18 protein-coding genes are annotated in these 22,349 nt (G+C 57.7%); 12 read left to right on the plus strand and 6 right to left on the minus strand.

The annotated features are described in order from the left end of the window. Nucleotides 1-58: 58 nt before the first annotated feature. From rpmA to NA78x_RS03710, 3 genes are all read left to right on the plus strand, one after another. Nucleotides 59-310, plus strand: a complete 252-nt coding sequence (gene rpmA / locus NA78x_RS03700) for a 50S ribosomal protein L27 (RefSeq protein WP_425617071.1) — start codon at nucleotides 59-61, stop codon at nucleotides 308-310. A 167-nt stretch (nucleotides 311-477) separates the two neighbouring features. Continuing rightward, the gene (obgE, locus tag NA78x_RS03705) at nucleotides 478-1,476 is read left to right on the plus strand and encodes a GTPase ObgE (protein ID WP_425617072.1); all 999 of its coding nucleotides are present in this window, start codon (nucleotides 478-480) and stop codon (nucleotides 1,474-1,476) included. Next, entirely contained in the window at nucleotides 1,473-2,246 is a 774-nt protein-coding gene (locus NA78x_RS03710; protein ID WP_425617073.1) for a type III pantothenate kinase, read from the plus strand. Before obgE ends, NA78x_RS03710 begins: the two co-directional genes overlap by 4 nt. A gap of 84 nt (nucleotides 2,247-2,330) precedes the next feature. On the opposite strand, the gene NA78x_RS03715 is transcribed toward NA78x_RS03710, so the two are convergent. After that, on the minus strand, nucleotides 2,331-3,113 hold the full coding sequence (locus NA78x_RS03715) for an MBL fold metallo-hydrolase (protein ID WP_425617074.1): 783 nt from the start codon (nucleotides 3,111-3,113) through the stop codon (nucleotides 2,331-2,333). Nucleotides 3,114-3,545: 432 nt separating this feature from the next. Here NA78x_RS03715 and NA78x_RS03720 point away from each other — a divergent pair, with 432 nt between their 5' ends. The 3 genes from NA78x_RS03720 (at nucleotide 3,546) to NA78x_RS03730 (ending at nucleotide 6,506) form a co-directional block, all read left to right on the plus strand. Continuing rightward, complete coding sequence (locus NA78x_RS03720) at nucleotides 3,546-4,736, plus strand: ADP-ribosylation factor-directed GTPase activating protein isoform b (RefSeq protein WP_425617075.1); 1,191 nt, start codon at nucleotides 3,546-3,548, stop codon at nucleotides 4,734-4,736. Between the two features lie 356 nt (nucleotides 4,737-5,092). Beyond that, the gene (locus tag NA78x_RS03725) at nucleotides 5,093-6,043 is read left to right on the plus strand and encodes a DUF1559 domain-containing protein (protein WP_425617076.1); all 951 of its coding nucleotides are present in this window, start codon (nucleotides 5,093-5,095) and stop codon (nucleotides 6,041-6,043) included. Between the two features lie 61 nt (nucleotides 6,044-6,104). After that, the gene (locus tag NA78x_RS03730; protein WP_425617077.1) at nucleotides 6,105-6,506 is read left to right on the plus strand and encodes a hypothetical protein; all 402 of its coding nucleotides are present in this window, start codon (nucleotides 6,105-6,107) and stop codon (nucleotides 6,504-6,506) included. 3 nt (nucleotides 6,507-6,509) lie between these two features. On the opposite strand, the gene ychF is transcribed toward NA78x_RS03730, so the two are convergent. After that, the gene (gene ychF / locus NA78x_RS03735; RefSeq protein ID WP_425617078.1) at nucleotides 6,510-7,598 is read right to left on the minus strand and encodes a redox-regulated ATPase YchF; all 1,089 of its coding nucleotides are present in this window, start codon (nucleotides 7,596-7,598) and stop codon (nucleotides 6,510-6,512) included. Between the two features lie 155 nt (nucleotides 7,599-7,753). Here ychF and NA78x_RS03740 point away from each other — a divergent pair, with 155 nt between their 5' ends. Beyond that, complete coding sequence (locus NA78x_RS03740; RefSeq protein ID WP_425617079.1) at nucleotides 7,754-8,149, plus strand: DUF2721 domain-containing protein; 396 nt, start codon at nucleotides 7,754-7,756, stop codon at nucleotides 8,147-8,149. Between the two features lie 97 nt (nucleotides 8,150-8,246). Here NA78x_RS03740 and NA78x_RS03745 read toward each other — a convergent pair whose 3' ends face one another. Then, a complete protein-coding gene (locus NA78x_RS03745) occupies nucleotides 8,247-9,131 on the minus strand; it encodes an RluA family pseudouridine synthase (RefSeq protein WP_425617080.1) in 885 nt (294 codons plus the stop codon). A 554-nt stretch (nucleotides 9,132-9,685) separates the two neighbouring features. Between NA78x_RS03745 and NA78x_RS03750 the strand changes: the two genes are divergently transcribed. From NA78x_RS03750 to lpxK, 3 genes are all read left to right on the plus strand, one after another. Further along, nucleotides 9,686-11,077, plus strand: a complete 1,392-nt coding sequence (locus tag NA78x_RS03750) for a M48 family metalloprotease (RefSeq protein ID WP_425617081.1) — start codon at nucleotides 9,686-9,688, stop codon at nucleotides 11,075-11,077. 226 nt (nucleotides 11,078-11,303) lie between these two features. Continuing rightward, on the plus strand, nucleotides 11,304-12,008 hold the full coding sequence (locus NA78x_RS03755; RefSeq protein WP_425617082.1) for an FKBP-type peptidyl-prolyl cis-trans isomerase: 705 nt from the start codon (nucleotides 11,304-11,306) through the stop codon (nucleotides 12,006-12,008). Between the two features lie 28 nt (nucleotides 12,009-12,036). Next, entirely contained in the window at nucleotides 12,037-13,092 is a 1,056-nt protein-coding gene (gene lpxK / locus NA78x_RS03760; protein ID WP_425617083.1) for a tetraacyldisaccharide 4'-kinase, read from the plus strand. Nucleotides 13,093-13,155: 63 nt separating this feature from the next. Here lpxK and NA78x_RS03765 read toward each other — a convergent pair whose 3' ends face one another. The 3 genes from NA78x_RS03765 to NA78x_RS03775 all read right to left on the minus strand — a co-directional run bounded on the left by NA78x_RS03765 (nucleotide 13,156) and on the right by NA78x_RS03775 (nucleotide 15,364). Continuing rightward, complete coding sequence (locus NA78x_RS03765; RefSeq protein WP_425617084.1) at nucleotides 13,156-13,443, minus strand: BON domain-containing protein; 288 nt, start codon at nucleotides 13,441-13,443, stop codon at nucleotides 13,156-13,158. Nucleotides 13,444-13,586: 143 nt separating this feature from the next. Further along, nucleotides 13,587-14,255 (minus strand): adenylyl-sulfate kinase, encoded by a 669-nt coding sequence (gene cysC, locus NA78x_RS03770; RefSeq protein ID WP_425617085.1) that lies wholly within the window; start codon nucleotides 14,253-14,255, stop codon nucleotides 13,587-13,589. 41 nt (nucleotides 14,256-14,296) lie between these two features. Continuing rightward, nucleotides 14,297-15,364 carry an acyl-CoA dehydrogenase family protein gene (locus tag NA78x_RS03775; RefSeq protein WP_425617086.1) on the minus strand — a complete coding sequence of 356 codons (1,068 nt, stop codon included), beginning with the start codon at nucleotides 15,362-15,364 and terminating at the stop codon, nucleotides 14,297-14,299. Between the two features lie 116 nt (nucleotides 15,365-15,480). Here NA78x_RS03775 and NA78x_RS03780 point away from each other — a divergent pair, with 116 nt between their 5' ends. Together NA78x_RS03780 and NA78x_RS03785 are read left to right on the plus strand one after the other, a co-directional pair. Next, nucleotides 15,481-17,163: a M3 family oligoendopeptidase gene (locus tag NA78x_RS03780; RefSeq protein WP_425617087.1), complete on the plus strand. Its 1,683-nt coding sequence runs from the start codon at nucleotides 15,481-15,483 to the stop codon at nucleotides 17,161-17,163. Nucleotides 17,164-17,836: 673 nt separating this feature from the next. Beyond that, on the plus strand, nucleotides 17,837-20,977 hold the full coding sequence (locus NA78x_RS03785; protein ID WP_425617088.1) for a TrlF family AAA-like ATPase: 3,141 nt from the start codon (nucleotides 17,837-17,839) through the stop codon (nucleotides 20,975-20,977). Nucleotides 20,978-22,349 lie beyond the last annotated feature (1,372 nt).

Raw genomic sequence — 22,349 nt, forward strand, 5'->3', positions numbered from 1 at the left:
ACATTACACAATCTACCAGTCGCCGGACTGGTCGCGATCGACGTAAAGGGTTTCTGTCATGGCACATAAGAAGGGTCAGGGTTCTACCAGCAACGGTCGCGACTCGAATGGTCAGCGGCGGGGCGTGAAGAAGTTTGGCGGCGAGAAAGTCATCGCCGGCAACATTCTCGTTCGTCAGCTGGGCACGGTGTTCCGCGCTGGTCGCAATGTGGGCCAAGGCAAGGACTACACGCTGTTCGCGTTGACCGACGGTGTGGTGAAGTTCGACCAGGACAGCCGTCGCATTAACGTCGACGCTGCTGCCAACTAGTTTTTTGCGAAGAACCAGCTTGCTGAACTGGTGCGAAGTTGCTTCGCCCGTTCCAAGCTGTCAAGCTTGAAGGCTCACGTGCTATCGCTGGCTCGTGGGCCTTTGCCGTTTCGTGTGAGAGTTGTTTGTACGAGTTTGGTTCGTCGGAAGGTTAGAGTCGTGCTGCCATGTTTGTCGACCGCGTTCAGATTGAGGTTCAAGCCGGCAACGGCGGCAACGGCTGCATGAGCTTTCGCCGCGAAAAGTACGTACCCAATGGCGGCCCCGATGGCGGCGACGGCGGCAAGGGTGGCAGCGTCATTATTGTGGCTCGCAACGGCGTGAATAACCTGGCCGGCTTCTCGCACACCAAGTTCTGGAAGGCCAGCGCTGGCGCTCACGGCAGCGGCTCGAACAAAGCGGGCAAAGACGGCCACGACTTGACCCTGGAAGTGCCCGTGGGCACGCTGATCATCGACTACAAGAACGACTTCGTGCTGCGCGACATGATGCTCGAAGGGGACAGCATTGTCGTCGCCCGCGGCGGTGAAGCCGGCAAGGGTAATAGCCGCTTCAAAACGTCGACCAATCGCGCCCCGCGCGATCATACGCCTGGTGGCGATGGCGAACGACGCGAGCTGGTTCTCGAAATGAAGGTGATCGCCGACGTCGGTATCATCGGCAAGCCCAACGCCGGCAAGAGCACGCTGCTGAGTCGCTTGACGAAGGCTCGGCCGCAAATCGCTGACTATCCTTTCACCACGAAGTATCCCAACCTGGGCATGGTGCAGGTCGATCGCGATCGCCACTTTGTCCTGGCCGATATTCCGGGTCTGATCGAAGGAGCCAGTCACGGCGCGGGCCTTGGTCACGAGTTTCTGCGCCATGTCGAACGCGCGGGGATCCTCGTTCACCTTGTCGAGCCTGCTCCAGCCGACCTAAGCGACCCCATCGCCAACTATCACACCATTCGCGAAGAGCTGGGCATCTACGACAAAGAGTTGGGGCTGCGACAAGAGATTGTGGCTGTGACCAAGGCCGAGTTGCCCGAAGCGAAAGAAGTGCAAGAGAAGCTGCAGGAATCGATCGGCACGCCCGTGCTGCTGATCTCGGCAGTGACCGGCGAAGGCTTGAATCACCTGATGCACGCGGTAACTGCGGCCCTTGATGCCAAGGCTGTCGCATGAGTGGCCCGCAGCTGATCGCCGTCGATATTGGCAACAGCTTCGCCAAACTCGGGTGGTTTGCTGCCGAGAGAAATGCTGCGAGCGAGCTGCCGCTGGCGACGCAGACCGCTGACTTTCGCACCGAAGATGGCCCTGGCGATGAACTGCTGGAGAAGTTGCCGCACGAAGCGGTTCGCTGGCGGGTCTCGAGCGTGAATCGCGCCGGGCAACAACGGCTGGGGAACTGGGTTCGCCAACATCGTCCCGCCGATGACTATCGCGTGCTTTCGCGGCACGACCTGCCGATTGAAGTGCTCGTGGATGAGCCCAACAAAGTGGGCCTCGATCGTCTGGCTGCTGCGGTTGGCGCGAACGTGCTGCGGACCGCGAACACGCCGGCGATTGTCGTGGGCGCTGGGACTGCCGTGACGGTGAACCTGCTCAGTAGCGAAGGGGCGTTTCTCGGCGGGACGATTCTCGCCGGCTTTCGCATGTCGGCCGAGGCGCTGTTTGGTGGTGCCGATCAGTTGCCACTCACGACGCTGCAGCCGAATGAAGAGCCGCCGGAAGTTGTGGGCAAAAACACCGACGCGGCCATTCGCAGCGGACTGTTCTGGGGCGCGGTGGGTGCCGTGCGTGAGATTGTCGAGCGGATGAAGGCAGAGCTAGACGTGGAACCGGAGTTGTTCATCACCGGGGGCGATCTGCGCCGGCTCTCGCCGCTGGTTGCCGAACACGCTCGCTACTTGCCGAACCTGGTGCTGCGGGGAATTGCGGTAGCGGTGAGTTAAGCAATTGAGCGTGGGATGAAGCCGTGCTTCGTCCGAATGGATTGGTGAAGAAGACGCAGCACGGCTGCATCCTACGAAGAATACTTACTCGGGCAGTTTGCCATCAGCAACTTCCGCTTCGTATTCGTCCATGAGTGGCCAATGCGTGGCGCAGGTGCCCCAGTCGGCCATGCTCAGGTAGCCTGTGAGTCGCTTGATGGTGGCATCAATGAGTTTGTTGTCTTTGCGAAAGACGGGGCCGTGGCTGGGGAGCAACCATTCGACGTCGCTGTTGCGGATGCGCTGGAGCGACTTGATGAACGAGGGGATGTCGCTGCCGTGATGGGCGTCGATCGCGCCGACGCAGCCATCGCGATAGATGTTGTCGCCGCTGAAGAGGAGGTTGCCCATGCGGAAGCTGAGTTGGCTGTCGGTGTGTCCGGGCGTGAGCCAGACTTCGAGCTTGAGCTTGCCGACGGTGATGACGTCGCCGTCTTCGATGGTGTGATCGATCTTTACGGCGGGCATCGCCAGGTCGATGTTCTGGGGCTCGATCTGGGCAAACGTGCGCAGGCGGTCTCCTTCTTCCAGCGGCTTCACGGCCTTGGGGTGAGCATAGACTGGTGCTTTGAGCAACGACTTGGCCTTGGCTAGTCCCTGGATGTGATCGACGTCAGCGTGCGTGGCAATCAGCATCTTGCAGCGGCTGAGGGGGAAGTCGAGCTTGCGAATCAGCTCGACGATTTCCTCGGTTGCTTCCTCGAACCCAATGTCGATCAGCAGCCACTCCTTTTGATCGAAGACCAGGTAGACATTGCAGCCCATGACCTGGCCAGCCTGAAAGTTCAGTTCAATCACATTCGGAAAAATCGGCTTACGTGGCAACATGCGTACAGGCTCGAAAAAGCGGCGACGAAGATCTGGCTTCACCCGGACGAAACGACAAGATCAGCCGGGCTGACAGCAAACCAATCGGGTGATGCGGGATTGTAGAAGGGAGGCCACTCTCCAGCAACCTGCAGGCGGGGCGAAGATCGCTAAAATCAAGCAGAGAAACGGGTTATTGAGAGTCGCTCTCAGTGGCGAGGCAGATTCTGCGGCAAACTGACGCATTCCGGCCGGAATGCCTGCCAGCGGCAAGCTTTCTCCATTTTAACCAAACTACTGGTCGGCAATCCTGGTCCATGGCAAAACTGAGGGGTATATTCGTGTACCAAGGATGCGCTTCGCGGCAGGTACGCCGATTTCCCCCTCGCTTCGGCAGTTGCCACCGGTCTTCTCCGACTTGCTGGCAACTCCCCGCCGAGAAAGTGTTTCGCTATGTCTGGTTGCTCCCTGTTCAGCTTTCCCGTTCGCCTTATTGCCCTGTCCGTTGCCCTGCTCAGCGCGCTGGTCGCTTTGACCGGCTGCGAATCGGCTCCTGAACCCACCAAGGTTCAGGTCAATAAGCCGGTCATCGACTCGACCGGTGCCGTGAAGAAGCCCGAACTGACCGATGCCGAACTGAAGAAGCAGATCGACGACGCTCTCGATTACACCTACGAAAATCGCCGCCTCGATCTGAAGGATCAAGCTGCCTGGCAGATGATTCACGGCGCACTCGCCTTCAAACGCGACTTTCAAGTTCGCGATGGCGACAAAGACGTCTCGGCTCTGACGCACGTCCTGAACGGCGGCAAGATGAAGGGCTGGAACCTGGTCAAAGGTGACCTGCTCAACGAAGAGACCAAGCAATACGGCGTGCGCGCGTTGCTCGAAGAGGGAACCAAGGCTGGCCAAGGTCACACCGATCAATGGCTCGGCTACTTGTGCGACTGTGGTATGCCCCTCGATGAACCCGTGATGGTTGAGGGAGAAAAGATGACCCTCAACGATTGGATCCTACAGGCCGAGCGCGACGTGCATCGCAATCCAGCCAAGGAATACAGCTGGACGCTGATGGCCCTGAGTGCTTATCGCAAACCTGGCTACACCTGGAAAGCAGCCGACGGTTCGGACTGGAGCATTGAGAAGCTGGCCGAAATCGAACTCGGCTACGCCCTCGACCAAAGCCCCTGTGGTGGCGCTCACCGCATGTTCGGTCTCGTCATGGCCCGCGATCGTCACGTCGCCGCTGGCGGCAAGCTCGAAGGCGTGTGGGCCGATGTTGACGCCAAGATCAAGGACTGCATCGCCAAGGCGAAGGAACTGCAAAACCCCGATGGCTCGCTCTCGTCAAACTACTTTCAACGTCAGGGCATGAGCGCCGACTTGGCTCAAGCGATGGGCTCGGCCGGTCACGTCATGGAATTTCTCGCGGCCTCGATGACCAAAGAAGAATTGCAAGAACCTTGGGTTCGCCGGGCAGTTGCTAACATGGCCTCGGTCTTTCGCAAGACCAAGTCCGTCGATGTCGAATGCGGCGCTCTCTTCCACGCTGCCCACGGTCTGCGTGTCTACCGCTTCAAGGTTTACGGCCCGCGTACCTTCCCGGCCAGCGGCGAAGAAGCCAACAAGACTGCTGCCAACTGATCTGCGAAGCAGTACTTGGTGACCTCTGCGTTCGCTTCGAGTGCGAACAACTTTCGTCGTGATTCGTTCGCGCGATCTCACTCGAAGCGGAAACTTCGCCTGAAGACATTTCGTTGCCGCTAGCTCGGTGCGCGGCGACTAAGCGGTCGCAAGTTGCCTAAAGCGACCAGTTCTCACCTGAGAGAGCGTTCGCGATCAACAAATAATGTCTTTGCGACAAATACATTTTCAGATCCACCGGAACTATTGCACCTTACCCCCTATCAATAGATAGGGTTGCAACGCTTCTCTCCGGCCGCCGACTCAGGCAGTCAGCAATTGCAACGTAGGCGTAGTGATTGGGTGGTATCGAAGCGATGGAATTCTCTTGCGCGCGGACGGTTGGTTCGAAAACGAAACGGGCCTTTACTCTCGTCGAACTGCTGGTGGTGATTGCGATCATCGGCGTCTTGGTGGCTCTCTTGCTCCCCGCTGTGCAGGCCGCTCGCGAAGCTGCCCGCCGCATGAGTTGCTCGAACAATCTCAAGCAGATTGGCCTGGCTCTGCAGAATTATCACGATACCGTTCTCGCCTTTCCTTACGGCGGCACCGACGGCATCAAGCGTTCGACTCCCGCGATGAACGACATCTCGTGGCATGTGCGCGTTCTGCCCTTCATCGAGCAGAACGCCGTTTATGACAAAGTGAACTGGGGCGTCGCTTATAACAACGCAGCCAACACGCCGATCATGCACATTCAGATCAAGGGCTACTTTTGTCCCAGCCAATCGATTGTCCGCTCGGGTTCGAGCGGCGAGAAGGATGCGGCCCAATCGGTGGCTGGCTTCACCACACACTATTACGGCGTGAATGGTCCGCAGGGAACGAACGCGACGACCGGCCAGGTATATACGAATCATCCCAACACGTCTTCTGGTCACGGTGATATCGCTGGTGACGGCGTGCTGAATACCTACGAAGCCTCGAACATGGCTGCCGTGACTGACGGTACGTCTAACACGTTCCTCGTTGGCGAAATCTCGTTTCAGAAGGCTCTGCAACCAACCGCACACAGTCTGCGGGTTTGGACGCGCGGCGGCGGTTCGACCACCACGACCTCCGCGACCAAGAATATCGAGTTCCCGATCAACTCGACGCCCTACAACGGCAGCAACAACTTCAACGACATCAGCTTTGGCAGTCAGCATCCCGCAGGTGCGCTCTTTGGTCTTGTCGATGGTTCCGTTCGGTTGGTCTCGCAGAACATCGACATGTCGATCTATCAAGCCATGGCCAGCCGCAGCGGTGGCGAATCGCTGGTCGACTAAAGATCCGCAGCGTTCGTAAAGGCCATTGCTTTGACTTGAGATTTGGGATTGGAGTCTGTTCGTGACGAATCGGAATGTTAGTGCGTGGCTATCACTCGGTTTTTTAGCCACACTGGGTTTGCTCGTGGGGTGCGGTAAAGATGGCGATGGGCCCCAGCGGTATCGCGCTAGCGGTAACGTGAGCCTCGATGGCCAGCCGGTCTCGAAGGGGACGATCTACTTCGCCCCGGCCAGCGGCAACAAAGGACCGCAAGGCTTCAGCGCGATCACGAATGGCAACTACGATACGCAAGGTGCCGACGGCAGTGGCACCGTGGGCGGACCGCACCGCGTGAAGATCATCGGGCCCGATTTCGAGTATCAAGGGAAGGTCGATGTTGACCTTCCGAAGGCTGACGGCAGCCAGAACTTCGAGCTCAAAGCAAACGAAGTGAAGAAGATCGCTCCCAGCGCACCGGCCTAGGCGTTAGTTAAACAGGAAGTGGCAGATATCGCCGTCCTTCATAATGTAGCTCTTGCCCTCGACGCGCAGCTTGCCCGCTGCGCGTAGCTCTTTTTCGCTGCCATACTTTTCGAGGTCTTCCAGCGAGTAGACCTCGACGCGAATGAAGCCCTTCTCGAAGTCGCTGTGAATCACACCGGCCGCTTGCGGTGCCGTAGCACCAACCGGAATGGTCCAAGCGCGAACTTCTTTCTCGCCGGCGGTGAAGTAGCTCTGCAAGCCAAGCGTGCGATAGGCTTCGCGGGCGAGCGCGGCGAGTGCTGGTTCTTTCAGGCCGACTCCAGCGAGCATTTCGCTGCGGTCGGGTTCTTCGAGTTCGGCAATCTCCGATTCCAGCTTGGCACAAACGGGAACGATGCCGGCCGAGATCTTGGTAGCGAACTCGCGGACGCGTTGCACCATGGGACCTTGGCCATGCAGATCGGTTTCGTCGACGTTGGCGACAAACAGAATTGGCTTGGCCGTCATCAGACCAAAGCTTTGAATTGATTCCGCTTCCGGTGGCGGCAGCTTCAAGCTGCGGAGCGGTTGTTCTTTCGCGAGGTGCGCGTGGCAGGCTTCGATAGCTGTGACCCGCAGCTTGGCTTCTTTGTCGCCACTGCGGGCGGCTTTTTGAGCCTTCGGCAGGGCGACCTCGAGAGCTTGGATGTCGGAGAGCATCAATTCCATCTCGATGGTTTCGATATCCGACAGCGGATCGACATTGCCGGCCACGTGAATGACATCGGGATCCACGAAGCAGCGGACCACCTGCAGAATGGCATCGACCTGGCGAATGTGACTGAGGAACTTGTTGCCCAAGCCCTGGCCTTCGCTGGCCCCTTTGACGATACCGGCGATATCGATGAGCTTGAGGATTGCCGGAATCACCTTTTGTGGCGGGATGAACTTGGTGATTCTCGCCAGACGATCGTCGGGCACGGTGACGATGCCCTCATTGGGCTCGATCGTGCAAAACGGGTAGTTGGCCGCCTGGGCACCTTGGGTACTGGTCAGCGCGTTAAACAGCGTGCTCTTACCGACATTCGGCAAGCCAACAATCCCAGCTTCCATCGCATGCTACCTTGTGATAATTCCAATCGCGTTGTCACGAGTCTCTTCCAATACGGCCACCAGTTTCCCGGGTGGGGCCAAAATCGGCAAGGGCAGGCTGCCAATCGGTGGAATGGGCAGTTTTGCCGGGGGAGCACCCAGCCAGCGAGTGATTTATGGAACTAACCAGCCCCGCGATACTGTTTCCCGCAATCAGCCTGCTGCTGCTCGCCTATACCAATCGCTTCCTGGCTCTGGCCGCCTTGATCCGCAGTCTGCACGATCGGCACTCGGCGAAACCCGATGAACTGATCGTCGCCCAGATTGGCAATTTGCGGTACCGCGTTCATCTGATTCGGAACATGCAGGCGTTCGGAGTATTGAGCCTGCTGCTCTGTACGGTGTGCGTCTTCCTGCTCTTTGTGAACCAAGTAATGGTCGCCAAGGTCACCTTTGGCGCGAGCCTGCTGCTGATGGTGGGTTCGCTGGGGCTGTCGTTTCACGAGATTCAGGTTTCGGTGAATGCTCTGAATCTGCAACTGCGCGACTTGGAGAAATGGGAAGAGAAATGATTGAGAATTCCTGAGCCGGAAGCGTTAGCGCCCGGAGAGTATTCGCTCTTCAAAAGACAAAGAAAAATACTCTCCGGGCGCTAACGCTTCCGGCTCATTAAAAGGAGGGGGTAAGTGGCCAAAAGCCCCGGGGCAGTTCTGCAGTGAAGGTCCGCTCGGGATAGCCTTCGGCAGAGGGCAGGTGAATCTGCTCGGCGTGCAACAGCAGTCGAGGATGCTTCGGCGGCTGAGGCCCGTAAAGGCGGTCGCCAAGAATCGGCGCGCCCAGATGGGCGAGATGCACGCGCAGCTGATGGGTGCGACCTGTTTGCGGAAACAGTCGCACGAGTTGCCGTTGTTTGTCCGTAACTTCAATCTGGTAGTTGGTGACCGCCTTCTGACCACCACGAGTCACCACGGCCATTTGATCGCGACGCTGCGGATGCGGTCCGAGGTAGGCGTCGATGGTTCCACTGGCGTCGAGTTGGTTCGGCTGGGTTACGACAGCCAGATACTCTTTGCGAACGCTGTGACTCTTGAAGGCGGCGTCAAGGTATTTGTTGACGGGGCCGGGGCGCGTAAGGATGACGACGCCCGAAGTATCGCGGTCCAGGCGATGAAACAGGATGACGGGCCCAAAGCGAGCTTTCGCCAGATCGAGCAAGTTGCCTGTTGGAGAAAAACGAGGTGCTTCGGAAAGTAAGCCCGCCGGTTTGTTCACCGCGACCAGGTCAGGCTCATCGGCAATCAGCCAGGCATCGTCCCAGGCGATGGGTGCGGCGACCTTATCGGCCGGCGGATCCAAGATTTCCAGCCTATCGCCGTTGTTCACTTCCCAAGAAGATAGCTTGACGACTCGGCCATTCAGCCGCACCTTGCCGCTGCCAATCAGCCTTTGCACTGCCTGACGTCCCCAGCCCGGATACTGCTTCTTCAGCGTGGCATCGAGCCGCGTGGGCTTCGCCAACGAGTGAGCAGTGAATCGAGCGGTGGCAACGGGCATATCGTGGTTGTAGAACGGTTCGTCGGTCGACTACAAGCGGCCACCGTTGCCAAGCTCGTAGCTTAGTGCATTGCGGCTGAGCGTATGGTCCACAGACCGGCTTGCCGCTTGCTCGCAGGCTCTGGCTTGGGGCTGCTGTCGTTCATGGCCAAGAATGGCCGTCGCAACGATTCGCCCCCGATTTTGGAATCGGCAGAGAGGTGTTCGTGGCAGCGAGGGCAGCAGGCACCTTCAGCAGACTCTTCCACGGCCCGGCAATGGGCGTCGCAAGACCAACAGTAATATACGTTTCCGGCAAACATCAGCCAAACTCGCTACAGACACGGACTGGGTATAAGAAAGTTTTATCGGCAGGCCGCGTAATCGACATGAGTCGTAATATGCGAAAAGCTAATCCGCACAAACGTCATTACTGAACTGCAATTCAAGTGCCGTAGCGGCTATCTGCCTGCTGGCAATTGAATGCTGGCACCACAGCAACTAGCCTGAATTCCAGCGAAATGTCAGGCTTTTTGTGACACCGTTTGGATAGCGATTTCTTCCGCGAGGCCAGTATGCAGCTCATCATCCTTGCTGCTTTGCTGGCCACCCTGGCCCAAACCGAGGCATCGCCAGCGGATATCCCGGCCGAGTTATTTCCCGGCCCAGCACGCATCTGGCTCATCCTGCTGGCCACCCTCGCAGCCCCCGTAGCTACGGCCTGCGACTGCTATTGGTTCGTCGCCAAGCTCACCAAGGCCACCCCCGCGCAAGCAGCCGAATGGCAACAAGCGGGCGATCGCTATGGGCGAATGCAACTCGCTGGCACGTGGCTCTGGCTGGCTGGTTCGCTGGCAGTCGTCTACCTGCTGAAGTGGCCGGCGATCGTGCGTACGCATTGGAACTGGCAACACTGGCCGCTGGTCGACGACCTGTTCATTCTTGCGCCGGTGCTGGGTTCGCTGCTGCTGGTGTGGAGCACGTTTTATTACGTCGAGCGCTCGGCTCAACGGTTGCGGCAGGTTCCTCCGCGGGCCTCGTCGCTGATCGCATATCTGCTCTGGCAATCGCGACATTACCTGGCCATGGCGCTGGTACCAGCGCTTGCTATCATCGCCATTCACGATGTCACTAGCGTTTGGCTCGCGGGGACTGCCTGGTCCGAAGTGCTGACGAGTGAAACGACGTGGCTCTTCGCCTTACCAGCTCTCGTGATTCTTTCCGCGAGTTTGCCGCTGCTGCTGAGTAAGTTATGGCCGACGAGCGATTTGCCGCCAGGCGAACTGCGCAGTGAATTGGAAGAGATCAGTCGCGAACTGCAAACGCCGCTGAGTCGCCTGCTGGTCTGGCACACGCAAGGGCGAATGGCGAACGCAGCCGTCGCGGGACTCTCGCGCTATTGCCGCTACTTGTTCCTGACCGATGCCCTGCTACAGCAACTCGCGCCGAGCGAAATCGCCGCTGTGGTGCGGCACGAGTTGGGTCATCTGCAGCGGAAACATCTGCTGCAACGCCTGCTACTGCTCATGCTTCCCGCACTCGCTTGGTTTGTCATTCAGCCTGCCATGGGCGTCGAACTCGATCTGCTCTCGACGTCGTCGCCCTACGCGCTGGCCGTCTCAGCGGCGTACTTGCTGTATGCCGCATTGGTCGTCGGCCTCGTTTCGCAGTGGTTCGAATACGATGCCGATTTGAGTGCCGTGATTAACTCACGCCAGCAGCTTCTACCCGACAGCGCCCGCGACCTGATCCACGCGCTCGTGGTGCTGCAAGGTCCACAGCGGGAATCTCGCTTCAGCCATTGGCTTCATCCACCCACCGCGAATCGAGTTGCTTGGATCCGCCGCGTTCTCATGCAACCGGCTCTCGCCATTGCCTATCGCCAGCGCCTGGATCGCCTCGCGCAGTTGATCTACGCCATCACCGCCGGGCTGATCGGGCTGATGGCAATCTCGCTGTGGAAGTGAGCGGCCTCTGCGGCGTATCCGCCTTATTGGGTTCAAGGTTTGAGGTTTAAAGTTCAAGGTTGAAAAACGCAGGGAAGTTGCTCCCAAAACCTTCTTTAAACCTGAAACCTTGAACTGCATCCCCGCTAGCGTGACACTCCACCCCCAAGACCAGAAAACGGGCGTCTGGTATCATCACGAGTTGCCGATTGGTTTTCCGCTTCCGGAACTATAGAGGAATGGTTCGATGTCTCGATCTGGATTGCTCATGGCCCTGGTGGCCCCGTTGTTTTTTGCCTCGCTAGGAATTGCCCAAGTGACACCTCCCGCCGGCGGCCAGCCCGCTGCCAAGCCGCTGACGACCAACACTCAACAAGCCAGCTACGCGATTGGCCTCGATTTTGGCCAGCGACTCACTCGCGATGGCGCGAAGCTCGACCTGGAAGCAATCACGCGCGGCCTGCGCGATGGCTTGCTCGGCAACAAGCCTGAAATTGCCGAAGAGCAAATCGAAGTGGTGATGAAGAAGTTCATCACCGACCTTCGTGCCGCGCAAGCGGAATCGTCGAAGAAGACGGTCGATACTTTCCTCGCCGCCAACCTGCAAAAGCCGGGCGTGAAGGCCACGAAGAGCGGTTTGCAAATCAAGTCGCTGAAGGCAGGCACCGGTGCCACACCAAAGGCCACCAGCACCGTGAAGGTGCACTATCACGGTATGCTCACCGACGGCAAGGTGTTCGATAGCAGCGTCGATCGCGGCGTGCCGGCCGAGTTTCCTGTGAACCGCGTTATTCCAGGCTGGACCGAAGCGTTGCAAATGATGAAGGTGGGCGACAAGGTCCAACTCGTCATTCCACCGGACCTGGCTTATGGCGAAGAAGGCAGCCCGCCGGTAATTCCACCGAGCGCCGTTTTGATCTTCGAAGTGGAACTGCTGGACATTGTGAAGTAGTTGTCGCCGGCTTTGGCGAAGGGCCTGCATGGCGTTTCTTTCTGCCGAAACCTTTCGCGAAATTGTCAGCTCGCAGCGGCGAGGGATCCTCGCCGCCACCTTGCGCACGCTGTTCTCGGCCGCTGAGCCTCTCTATGGCGCGGTCGTGGCGAGGAAGAATCGCCGCTTCGATGCCTGCCAGCTCATACCGGCGAAAGTCAATGCGCCGGTCATCAGCGTGGGGAATCTCACCACGGGTGGGACAGGCAAGACCCCGTTCGTCGTCTGGCTGGCGAAGTGGTTTCTTGCGCAAGACCAACAGGTGACACTCATCAGTCGCGGCTATGGAAAACAGCACGGACCGAATGACGAAGCGCTCGAAATTGCGGCTTCGCTGCCCGATGTGCCCCATCTGCAGAACCCCGACCGTGTTGCTGCCGCCAACGACGCGCTGCGAGACTCCCCCGGCAATGTGCTGATTCTCGACGATGCTTTTCAGCATCGGCGGATTGCGCGAGATCTCGATATCGTGCTGCTCGATGCCTTGGAGCCATTTGGTTACGGCCACTTGTTGCCGCGTGGTCTGCTGCGCGAGCCAATCGCCAGCTTGTGTCGCGCGCATGTGGTCGCGCTCTCACGAGCGGATGCCGTGACAGCTGAGCGGCGAGAAGAGATTCGCCAAGTCATGCACCAACATGCTCCGCAGGCCGAATGGCTGGAGTTAACGCACGAGCCGGTGGCACTCATCGATCACACGGGCCGCGAAGAATCGCTGGCCGACTGGCGCGGCAAGTCACTCGCGGGGTTTGCCGGCATTGGAAACCCAGCCGGCTTTCAACACACCCTGCAACAGTGCGGGCTAACGATTTCTGCGTGGAAAGAATTTGCCGATCATCAGGCGTATGGCACTGCGGAGCAGCAAGCTCTGGCTGCGTGGCTGCGCGAGCAGCCGTCACTGGCCGGAGTAGTTTGCACGCACAAGGATCTGGTTAAATTGCCGCACACAACCATTGGCAACTTACCACTACGAGCATTGAAGATTGCTCTGCAGATCTCACGCGGGCAGGACCGCCTCGAACAGCGGCTGCGTGATCTGGTGGGATAGGCTTCTTGAATGTCACGAATCCAAGAAAGTGTTCACAGGCCGGAAGCCTATGCCACGTGTATATTAGCGAGTCTCTACCAGGTAATCGGGCTTGGGGGTGTAGACGACTTGCAGCTGGTTCGAAACTTCGACGCCTTCCACAGCCGTGCGCACCAATTCTTGCGCGAGTTGCTTGTGATAGAACGATTCGACATGGCCGCGAAGCACGAGGCCACTCCCTTCGCTTTCGACTTGCAGCCGGCGAAGCACATAAATGCTACTGGCTTGGAGCACCTCGCGAGCCGCGACAAGTTGTTCGCTGGCTCGTGAATCGGGGGCAAGAGACTTACGCTCGAGAGTTCGCATGGGCATCAGAAATCCTCCTTGGCCGGGCATCCTCGCCCAGATCGTGCAAGCTGATTCGGCCGCGCGCCGCCTACTGCGCATTCCCGCCGAATTCCATAAGAACTAACTGTAAGAATGCCTTGCGAGGTGTCAAGCGAACCCGTTCTCTTTTACGCAATCTTGCCACATTTCTTGAGCTGCGACAGCACCTCGGCCGCTAGCACGTCGGGCGTTTTATTTGCCGATAACAAATGAACATCTGGCGTTAAGGGTGCCTCATAGGCGTCGTGAATGCCCGTAAAGTTCGGCAACTCGCCGGCGCGCGCTTTTTTGTACAAACCCTTCGGGTCGCGAGCTTCACAGACCTCTAACGGAGCATCAACGAACACTTCGAAGAAGTCGCCGGGCTCGCCCCGCTCTTCGACGAGCTTGCGCACCGCATCGCGATCGGCTCGATAAGGGCTGACGAACGCGGTGAGCGTAATGATGCCGGCAGAAACGAACAATTCGGTCACCGCGCCGATGCGGCGAATATTCTCGACGCGATCTTCGGGCGTAAAGGTCAGGCCAAACCGCTTGGCAAAGCCCTCGCCATAGCTGCTGAGCATTTGTGGTGAAGCATTGAGACCATGCCGGACGTTATCACCATCCAGCAGCATGCTGTGTACGCCCCGCTGATGAAGCTGCCGGTCGACTTCGTTCGCCACGGTACTCTTGCCGCAGCCCGACAGCCCCGTGAACCACACGACACAACCTCGATGACCATTCAACTTCTCGCGCTCCGCGCGCGTCACACTATGCGGATGCCAAACAACGTGCGTAGTAGATGGATCAGACAAAACAGCACCTTGCTCTTAACTTCGAACTACAAACTTTTATTTCACGCCAGCCCGGCAAACTCACAAAGGTTGACGGCTAACACGTTCTGCGGACAACTCCAGACCAGAAAAAACAACGCTTCGCGGCACCAGCGACCCGCCGGATGCGCAGCAATAAAGCCCGAGCCCTTCGCAGCAACCAGCGCTGCCTGCGTGGCGCGCAGCGACAGGCTGTTGGCTCGACTCCGGGCATCTTCGGCGGCGCACGGTTGTTCGCCTTCGGCTAGGGCAAGCAGATCGTGAATCAACGTATCGAGTTCAGCGCGCATGGCCTTGGCTGGTTCGGCGAACATGTTCCGCTGCAGCGATTCGCCTTCCAGATAATCGAGCGCGGCGGTCGTCAGTCCCGCGGCCAATGTCGACGTTTGCAGACCGCCCGTCTTGGCACCAAGCCCCGCCTTCATGACGTTTTCGATGGGTCCGCCCAGCAACCAGCGGCGATCGACCAGCACCTCGTCGCAATGCACTTCGCCCGTGTGCGAAGCGGTGAGGCTCACCAGCTCCGGGGCCGCAGGAATTCTCACTCCCGGTAAATCGGTTGGCATCGCCACCAGAATTTGTCTTCCATCGGCCAGCGTCGCGCCGAGCACAATCGACTGGGCAAACGCGGCCCCCGTGACCCACGGCGAATAACCACTCAGCCGAAAGCCGCTGCTGGTCTCTTCGGCGCGCAATACCGGCTGCACATGTTGCCGGCTAGTCGTTAGGTGCGAGATGCCGAGCGTCGCGAAGATCTCGCCACGTAATAGCGGGCCCCACAGTACTTGCTGGGCCCCTTCATTGCCACTTGCGGCGATGCGCGTGCAAGCTCCCACGCGCTGGGTGAGGATGAAGGCCGTGGTGAGACACGCGGCACTCAATTGCAAATAACCGCGCAGCAGATCGGCCTCGCTCCAGCCTTGGCCACCCACTTCGGGCGGCAAGAACCACTCGTGAACTCCCGCCTCGGCACAAAGCTGCAATTGTTCCGCGGGCCACGCCCCCGGCTGGCTTAAGTGCGGTGCCAGTGCGCGCAGCTGCAGTCCTAGTTCCGTGAGCGAATCATCGTGCGGCGAAGTAATGCGAGGCATGGCCGAATTATAGCAGCGTTCGTTTGTAGCGGGTCCGATTGTCGTTTGGTTGCCGCCAATGCGATACCATGGAGGCACCATTCGTACCCTCTCGAACCATCGCTTGAAAATCAACCATGCCTGTCACCATCGATCAAATCTTTGTCGAAACTCCCCAGTACGACGAAGTGGCCCGCGAATACGCCGAACTCGAAGCTGCCTTTGCTCGTGCGACCACCGCCGAACAAACGGCTGAGGTCGTCGACCGCTGGGATCAAATCCGCCGCCGTCTGGAAACCTGGGGCGCGCTCGTCTCGCTGCGGTTCAATCAAGACACGCGTAACGAGCAGTACAAGAAGGACCGCGAGTACAGCGATGAACTGAACCCGCGGCTGACCGATCTCGATGTCAAAATCAAACGGCTCCTCCTCGCCAGCCCGCACCGCGCGGCGCTCGAAACGAAGTACGGCCCGCAAGCCTTCGCGCTTTGGTCGGCCGACGTGATGACTTTCGAGCCCTCGATTCAGGAGCATCTCGTTCGCGAAGCCAAGCTGCAGGCCGAATATGGCGAGGTGATGGCCACGGCCCAGCTGACCTTCCGCGGCGAAACGCTCAATCACAGCGCGATTGTGAAGTATCGCGAAGATCCCGATCGCAATACCCGCCACGAGGCCGAGCAGGTTCGTTGGCAGTGGTATGCCGACAATCGCCCCCAGCTCGATCGCATCTTCACCGACATGGTGAACCTGCGGCACGAAATGGCCCGCACGCTTAAGTTCAATAACTTCGTCGAGCTTGGTTACCAGCGGATGAAGCGAGTCGATTACAACGCGGCCGATGTCGCCCGCTTTCGCGACGAGGTCCGCCAGCACGTGGTGCCGCTCGCCGTCGAACTGCGCAAGAAGCAAGCCCAGGATCTGGGCGTCGACAAGCTCATGTTCTGGGACGATGCCATTCACGATGTGCAGGGCAACCCCGCGCCGCACGGCGATCACGACTGGATGGTCGAGCGGGCTCACGAAATGTTCGCCGCCATGCATCCCGAGCTGGCGAACTTCTTTCAGCTGATGACCACGGCCAAACTGACCGACCTGAAGAACCGCGAAGGCAAAAGCCCGGGCGGCTTCTGCACGTCGTTTCCTTCCTATGGCCTGCCGTTCATCTTTGCGAACTTCAACGGCACCAAGCACGACGTTGAAGTCTTCACGCACGAAGTGGGGCACGCCTACCAGGGCTACCTCAGTCGCGAACAGCCTCTCATCGACTATCTCTGGCCGACGTACGAGTCGTGCGAGATCCACTCGATGGGGCTCGAGTTTCTCACCTGGCCGCACATGGAGAAGTTCTTCGGCGCCGATGCCGAGCGCTTTCGACGCATTCATCTCACGCAAGGTTTGCTCTTCCTGCCTTACGGAGTCGCCGTCGATCACTTCCAGCATCTCGTTTACGAGCGGCCTCAAGCGACTGCCGCCGAGCGGCATGGCATGTGGCAAGAAGTGGAACGGCTCTATCTGCCGTGGCGCGATTACGGCGACCTGCCGCATGTGGTCGATGGCGGCTTCTGGCAATTCCAGCGGCACATCTACCTGCATCCGTTCTACTACATCGACTACACGCTGGCCCAAACCTGCGCCCTGCAACTGTGGGTTCGCTCGCAGAAAGAACCCGAACAGACCCTGGCCGACTACAACGCCCTCTGCCGTCGCGGCGGCGAAGCTCCCTTCCAGGCGCTCGCCCGCGGCGCTGGCCTCATCAGCCCCTTCGAGCCAGGCTGCTTGCGCGATGTCGTTGCGCAAGCTCGCGCGGTGCTGGAAGCGTGAGGGGGAGGAGGCGAGGGACGAGGGGCGGGAGACGAGGGACGAGGGGCGGGAGACGAGGGGCGGGAGACGGGAAGATAGGAATTACGAGCCTCCCAGGAAGCCCGAAGCGTGAGCGAGGAGCATTGTCGAACGCGCAACGAACTTGCCCGCACGCCAAACATCCCACCAGCCACAGCCTGATCCTTCCCTGCTCCGCCGAGACGTCGTCCCAGGCAACAGAACGGGCATCGCTGGAATGCGAGCCCGCCCGGCGTAGGCTTTGACCCACGCCGGCATCTCGCTGAATGCGATCCGTTCGGCTTCACGTTCCGCGCACTCCGCAACTACGACCTCTCGGGCGACCCTTCACCCCGCTCGCTGCCAGCGGCTTCGATCTGCCCGCAGCAAGGATCGCCGCAAGACGCTCACGCCGAGCTTTCACTCGCACGTATCTAAGCCCATCGAATCCAAATACCTCCTCGCCGTCCTCGCCCGCGTTGCTAACCGGGTGAAGTGCTATACATGTCGCTGTTGATCCCACTACCTCTCGTCACTTCCAGCAAAACCGCTAATGGGCCTTCAGGCCTGTCCTACGGATGCTTTAGCTAAGCGTGCGTACTACAATCGACGTCGGCCTCGGCAGGGTATTTGACCAAAGCTGAGTTTGCGCATTTTCGATAAGGCATTTGTTGCAATGACCGCAACGTTTCCAAGAGGGTCAGAATGGCGAAAGTGGGACCTCCATCTTCATGCGCCAGGCACGAAGCAGGCCGATAGTTTCAAGCCAACGGGCGGTGGCGACATTTGGGAAGAATACTGCCGAAAGCTACACGATTCCGACGTCCAGGCCTTCGGCATTGCTGACTACTTCTCTGCGGATGCGTACTTCGCTGCAAAGGAGCAGTACCAGAAGCGTTATCCGGATTCCTTCAAGCCATTATTTCCAAACATTGAACTTCGCACAAACGACGTCGTGAATCGAAAGCAGGAAGAAGTCAACATTCATCTCCTTTTCAACTCATTCCATCCAGATCATGCAGACAAAATCCGCTTGTTCCTCAGCTGCTTAAAGACAAATAAGACGGACGGGGAAGGCCGTCCCGTAAGAGCTAATGAACTTAGGACTGCGGCGGAATTCGGTTCAGCGACGACCACGCGCGCATACATCCAGGAAGCATTACTGGAAACCTATGGCAGAGACAAAGACCTCCTAGATTGTGTGCTGATCATTACGGCTGCGAATAATGACGGAATTCGCCCCGAACGAGGGAAGCTGCGAAAGGAACTGATAACGGATGAGCTTGATAAGCTGAGCGACGCTTTTTTTGGCAATTCTGGTAACGTCCAATATTTTCTCAGCACAGATCGTGCAGAAGACAAGTCTTGTCACACGCAACCCAAGCCTGTGCTTTCCGCTTCAGACGCACACTCGTTCGCCGATCTTGATGCATTTCTCGGGCAGGTCGCATCGGGTGCAAACGGCACTGTGCGGGAACCAACTTGGATAAAAGCAGATCTAACATTTGAAGGACTCAAGCAGATCATCTTCGAGCCGCGTAACCGCGTGTTTATCGGGGCGGAGCCTGAAATTGTACAGCGAGTGCGATTGCGTAAAACATGGTATATCGAATCGCTCCAGGTAAACTGCGTCGATGGCTACGCGGATAGTCAACAACATGGCGCATGGTTTTGCGATGAAACGATACCCCTTGGGAAGGAGCTTGTTGCGATCATTGGCAACAAGGGCAGCGGCAAGAGTGCGATTACTGACATCATCGGCTTGCTAGGAAACAGTCACAACCAGACGTCTCGGAATCTGTCTGGCGGGAAGGCAGAGGATCTATTCTCGTTTCTGAATAAAGACAAGTTTCTTAAAGGCGGCTGCGCCAAGAATTTCCGAGGGACACTGAATTGGTATGGCGGCGATCCCGACGAAAAGTTGCTTGACGATCTAATCGCTAGGCATTTACCGGAGAAGGTCGAGTACTTACCACAGAAGTATTTAGAGCGAATCTGCGCGAATATCTCTGACGACGAGTTTCGGGTGACATTGAATGAAGTCATCTTCCGCTACGTCAAAGAGAAGGATCGCCACAATAAGACCAATCTCGATGAGCTGATCAAACATCTCACTCACCAGTCTGAGGCCGATATTGTTGACAAAAAACAAAATCTTCGTGAGGCCAATGACAAAGTCGTCTCCATTGAAAAGAAATTAACTGCCGACTATCGACGGGAAGTTGAGCAATTACTTAAGCTCAAACGAGAAGAGCTGACTGCCCATTCGAAGGTGTGTCCGCCAGCGAAGCTGAGTCCCGAACCTGCTCCTGAAGGTTCCACCGATGAGACGAAGGAAATCGTACAAATAGGCGAAACGGTTGCTGATATTGAGTTTACAATCAAGAAGCTTGAGGCTGAACAGGTTGATACGACTCGGATCACAGAAGATATTGGCCAGTTGAAACAGGCCATCGAACGCGAGGTGGCGTCATTGAGCGCGTTGGAGACTCAGCACGAGGTGACTTTGGCTACTGTGGGATTGACCTTCAATCAGGTCGTCAAAGTAAACGTAGACTACGCCGTATTAGATAGCCTGCTCAAAGTGAAGTCGCAAAGACTGGACGAGGTCGAGGCTCTACTTCGCTCGAAGGATGAGATTATTGATTTCTACAGCGATCCCGGCGCCGAAGAGTTGCGTGATGCCGCGATCGCCGCAAGTGTCATATGCCAGAAAGCAAACCTGGAAGAGCGAAAGGCAGAAATTGTCGAACGACTGAGTAAACCTGCGCGCGAGTATCAGGAGTATCTCACTCAGTTCAAATCATGGTCGGACAGAGAAGTCCAGCTACGAGGAGCGGAAGGGGATGACGGCATCCAAACTCTCATGGGGCTAGAAAGAGAACTCAACAGCATCGATGCTGCTTATCCGCAGGCTTTAATTCATGCTCGCGCCAATCGCGAGGAGATTAGCAAAGAGCTTTTTCGCAAGAAGCAGGGTCTTACGCAGTTCTACAACACCGTCAAAGTGTCGATCGACAGCGAAATCGCTAAGTGTCGCCATAATCTGGGCGACTACGATATCTCGATAGACGCCGGGCTTCGGCTCGACCCACTGTTTTTCGAGGAATTCGCAAGATTTATTAATCAGGGCGCTCGGGGTAGCTTCCATGGGCAGCAAGATGGCCAAGCCATTCTCAGCGGGATTATCGATTCGGTATCCGATTGGGAAAATGAACATGAAGTCTTTTCCGCCCTTGCCAGTGTCGTTGATGCACTCCATTTTGATCGACGTGAGGAAAATGCGTCTAAAAACCTGTCCCGAGATGTCTTCAAACAGATGAAAGGAATGAAGTCAGTTCAGGATCTGTATGACTATTTATTCGGATTTGACTACCTGGACACTAAGTATGACCTGAAGGTTGACCAGAAAGATCTCAGCGAGCTATCGCCGGGCGAGCGTGGCGGACTTTTGTTGGTATTTTATCTCATGCTAGATCGGCAGGAGACCCCTCTTGTCATAGATCAGCCTGAGGACAACCTGGACAATAAGAGCATTTACGAAATTCTAGTGACCTTCATTAAGGAGGCAAAGAAGAGGCGGCAAATCATACTGGTAACTCACAATCCGAATCTTGCCGTCGTGGCTGATGCTGAACAGATCATTCACGTGGCCATCGACAAGAAGAACGGCCGACACGATTTTGATTTCTTTTCCGGTTCAATTGAGAACAGCCGTATCAATCAAGCCGTGGTTGATATCCTCGAAGGCACACTTCCAGCTTTCGATAATCGACGCTTGAAATACAGGAAGCAGCGGCAATCAAGCAGTCGATGAACCTTAGCTCGGCTGCAATTGCCGCCACGCACTGCTCCACTGACTAAGCAGTCCCAGACCTGCAGTGGGAGCAGGTATTGAGCGCACGTTGGGGCTGGCGAGGGTGGGCAGTGATGGCTGTCCGGCTGGCCGCGGTTGGTTAGGTGGGTCGCTGGTGGCCGCTGAACGGTGAGTTCGGGCTGGTGGCAGTTCGGCGGCGCGAGCGCGGGGGTTAGACGGGTGCGGCAGCCTGACGCTTGGGGTGGCATCTGGGGGCGTGGGAATCAGGCAGAATCTGATTGACAAAAAGTCACGATGTAGCGACAAAGTACTGAATAAAATTTCGGTGCGGCGATGGCAGGCGAGCTCGGTGTTACAGCAGCGGGAATCGGCGGGCTGGCGCCGCGCGCGGATGGAGAGGAGTGCGGTCGAGGGCCGAGGCGGGGGAAGGATGGTCGGGGAGGAGCCAGGTGAGCTTGCGGACTGGGAGTGCGCAAGTGGAGGGGCGACGGTTGGTCGTGGGGATTTTCATCTCGGCGGAGCGAGATGACTACGGTGCGAGGGGGGCGAGTTGGCGATGGTTTTCATCTCGACGGAGCGAGATGACTACGGTTCGGAGGAGCGAGATGGGAGGGTGAAAAGTGGTTATCAGCAAAACGACGAAATTTGGTGATTGGTTGGCGTAAGGTGATGAAGGATTGAGGGTTCGGGAGAGTGGTTATCGCGAAAAAAGTCGCGAAAAAGTTATCAAAAGTGGTTATCAAAGAGGGGTGGCGGAAGGGTTATAGAGGAGGGTTGGTGGATGGGCAGTTCAGGCCCCTCAACGCAGCCCTCTCACTGTCACGTTGTGGGGTACCACGTGTACCGAGGAGAGGGAGGCAGGACAGGGAATGGGGAGAACGGTGGTTAATGAGATAGGAGGTATTGTTGCTGCGCGCTTCAGTCGCGGAGCGAATTGGTGACGGTTTTCATCTCGGCGGAGCGAGATGACTACGGTTCGGAGGAGCGAAACGGGGGGCGAAAAGTGGTTATCAGCAAAACGGCGGAATTTGGTGATTGGGTGGCGTAAGGTGATGAAGGATTGAGGGTTCGGGAGAGTGGTTATCGCGCAAAAAGTCGCGAAAAAGTTATCAAAAGTGGTTGTCAAAGAGAAGGGCGGAGGGGTTGGCAAGGAGGGCGGTTGGGCAGTTCAGGCCCCTCACCCCAACCCTCTCCCCGGAGTACCGAGGAGAGGGAGTTAGGATATGGGGAGAACAGCGGGCGGCGAGGGCGCGCTTAATTCGCGCGGGGGGCGGAAGCAACTGAAATGCTGCGGGGGGCAGTGAACATTTCGCCTGCGCCAGGGCGGAAACACTAACAATCACCCGGGCGGTGTGGTATAGGTAGAACTTCA

This window comes from Anatilimnocola aquadivae, from assembly GCF_049819085.1.
In the GTDB taxonomy this organism is placed as follows: domain Bacteria; phylum Planctomycetota; class Planctomycetia; order Pirellulales; family Pirellulaceae; genus Anatilimnocola.

Excerpts from the sequence above, each read along its gene's own strand:
- rpmA (WP_425617071.1), top strand. The coding sequence starts at position 59 with ATGGCACATAAGAAGGGTCAGGGTTCTACCAGCAACGGTCGCGACTCG.
- NA78x_RS03785 (WP_425617088.1), top strand. The coding sequence starts at position 17,837 with ATGACCGCAACGTTTCCAAGAGGGTCAGAATGGCGAAAGTGGGACCTC.
- NA78x_RS03720 (WP_425617075.1), top strand. The coding sequence starts at position 3,546 with ATGTCTGGTTGCTCCCTGTTCAGCTTTCCCGTTCGCCTTATTGCCCTG.
- NA78x_RS03710 (WP_425617073.1), top strand. The coding sequence starts at position 1,473 with ATGAGTGGCCCGCAGCTGATCGCCGTCGATATTGGCAACAGCTTCGCC.
- ychF (WP_425617078.1), bottom strand. The coding sequence starts at position 7,598 with ATGGAAGCTGGGATTGTTGGCTTGCCGAATGTCGGTAAGAGCACGCTG.
- NA78x_RS03715 (WP_425617074.1), bottom strand. The coding sequence starts at position 3,113 with ATGTTGCCACGTAAGCCGATTTTTCCGAATGTGATTGAACTGAACTTT.
- NA78x_RS03725 (WP_425617076.1), top strand. The coding sequence starts at position 5,093 with ATGGAATTCTCTTGCGCGCGGACGGTTGGTTCGAAAACGAAACGGGCC.
- NA78x_RS03750 (WP_425617081.1), top strand. The coding sequence starts at position 9,686 with ATGCAGCTCATCATCCTTGCTGCTTTGCTGGCCACCCTGGCCCAAACC.
- obgE (WP_425617072.1), top strand. The coding sequence starts at position 478 with ATGTTTGTCGACCGCGTTCAGATTGAGGTTCAAGCCGGCAACGGCGGC.
- NA78x_RS03740 (WP_425617079.1), top strand. The coding sequence starts at position 7,754 with ATGGAACTAACCAGCCCCGCGATACTGTTTCCCGCAATCAGCCTGCTG.
- NA78x_RS03775 (WP_425617086.1), bottom strand. The coding sequence starts at position 15,364 with ATGCCTCGCATTACTTCGCCGCACGATGATTCGCTCACGGAACTAGGA.
- NA78x_RS03765 (WP_425617084.1), bottom strand. The coding sequence starts at position 13,443 with ATGCCCATGCGAACTCTCGAGCGTAAGTCTCTTGCCCCCGATTCACGA.
- lpxK (WP_425617083.1), top strand. The coding sequence starts at position 12,037 with ATGGCGTTTCTTTCTGCCGAAACCTTTCGCGAAATTGTCAGCTCGCAG.
- NA78x_RS03780 (WP_425617087.1), top strand. The coding sequence starts at position 15,481 with ATGCCTGTCACCATCGATCAAATCTTTGTCGAAACTCCCCAGTACGAC.
- NA78x_RS03755 (WP_425617082.1), top strand. The coding sequence starts at position 11,304 with ATGTCTCGATCTGGATTGCTCATGGCCCTGGTGGCCCCGTTGTTTTTT.
- NA78x_RS03745 (WP_425617080.1), bottom strand. The coding sequence starts at position 9,131 with ATGCCCGTTGCCACCGCTCGATTCACTGCTCACTCGTTGGCGAAGCCC.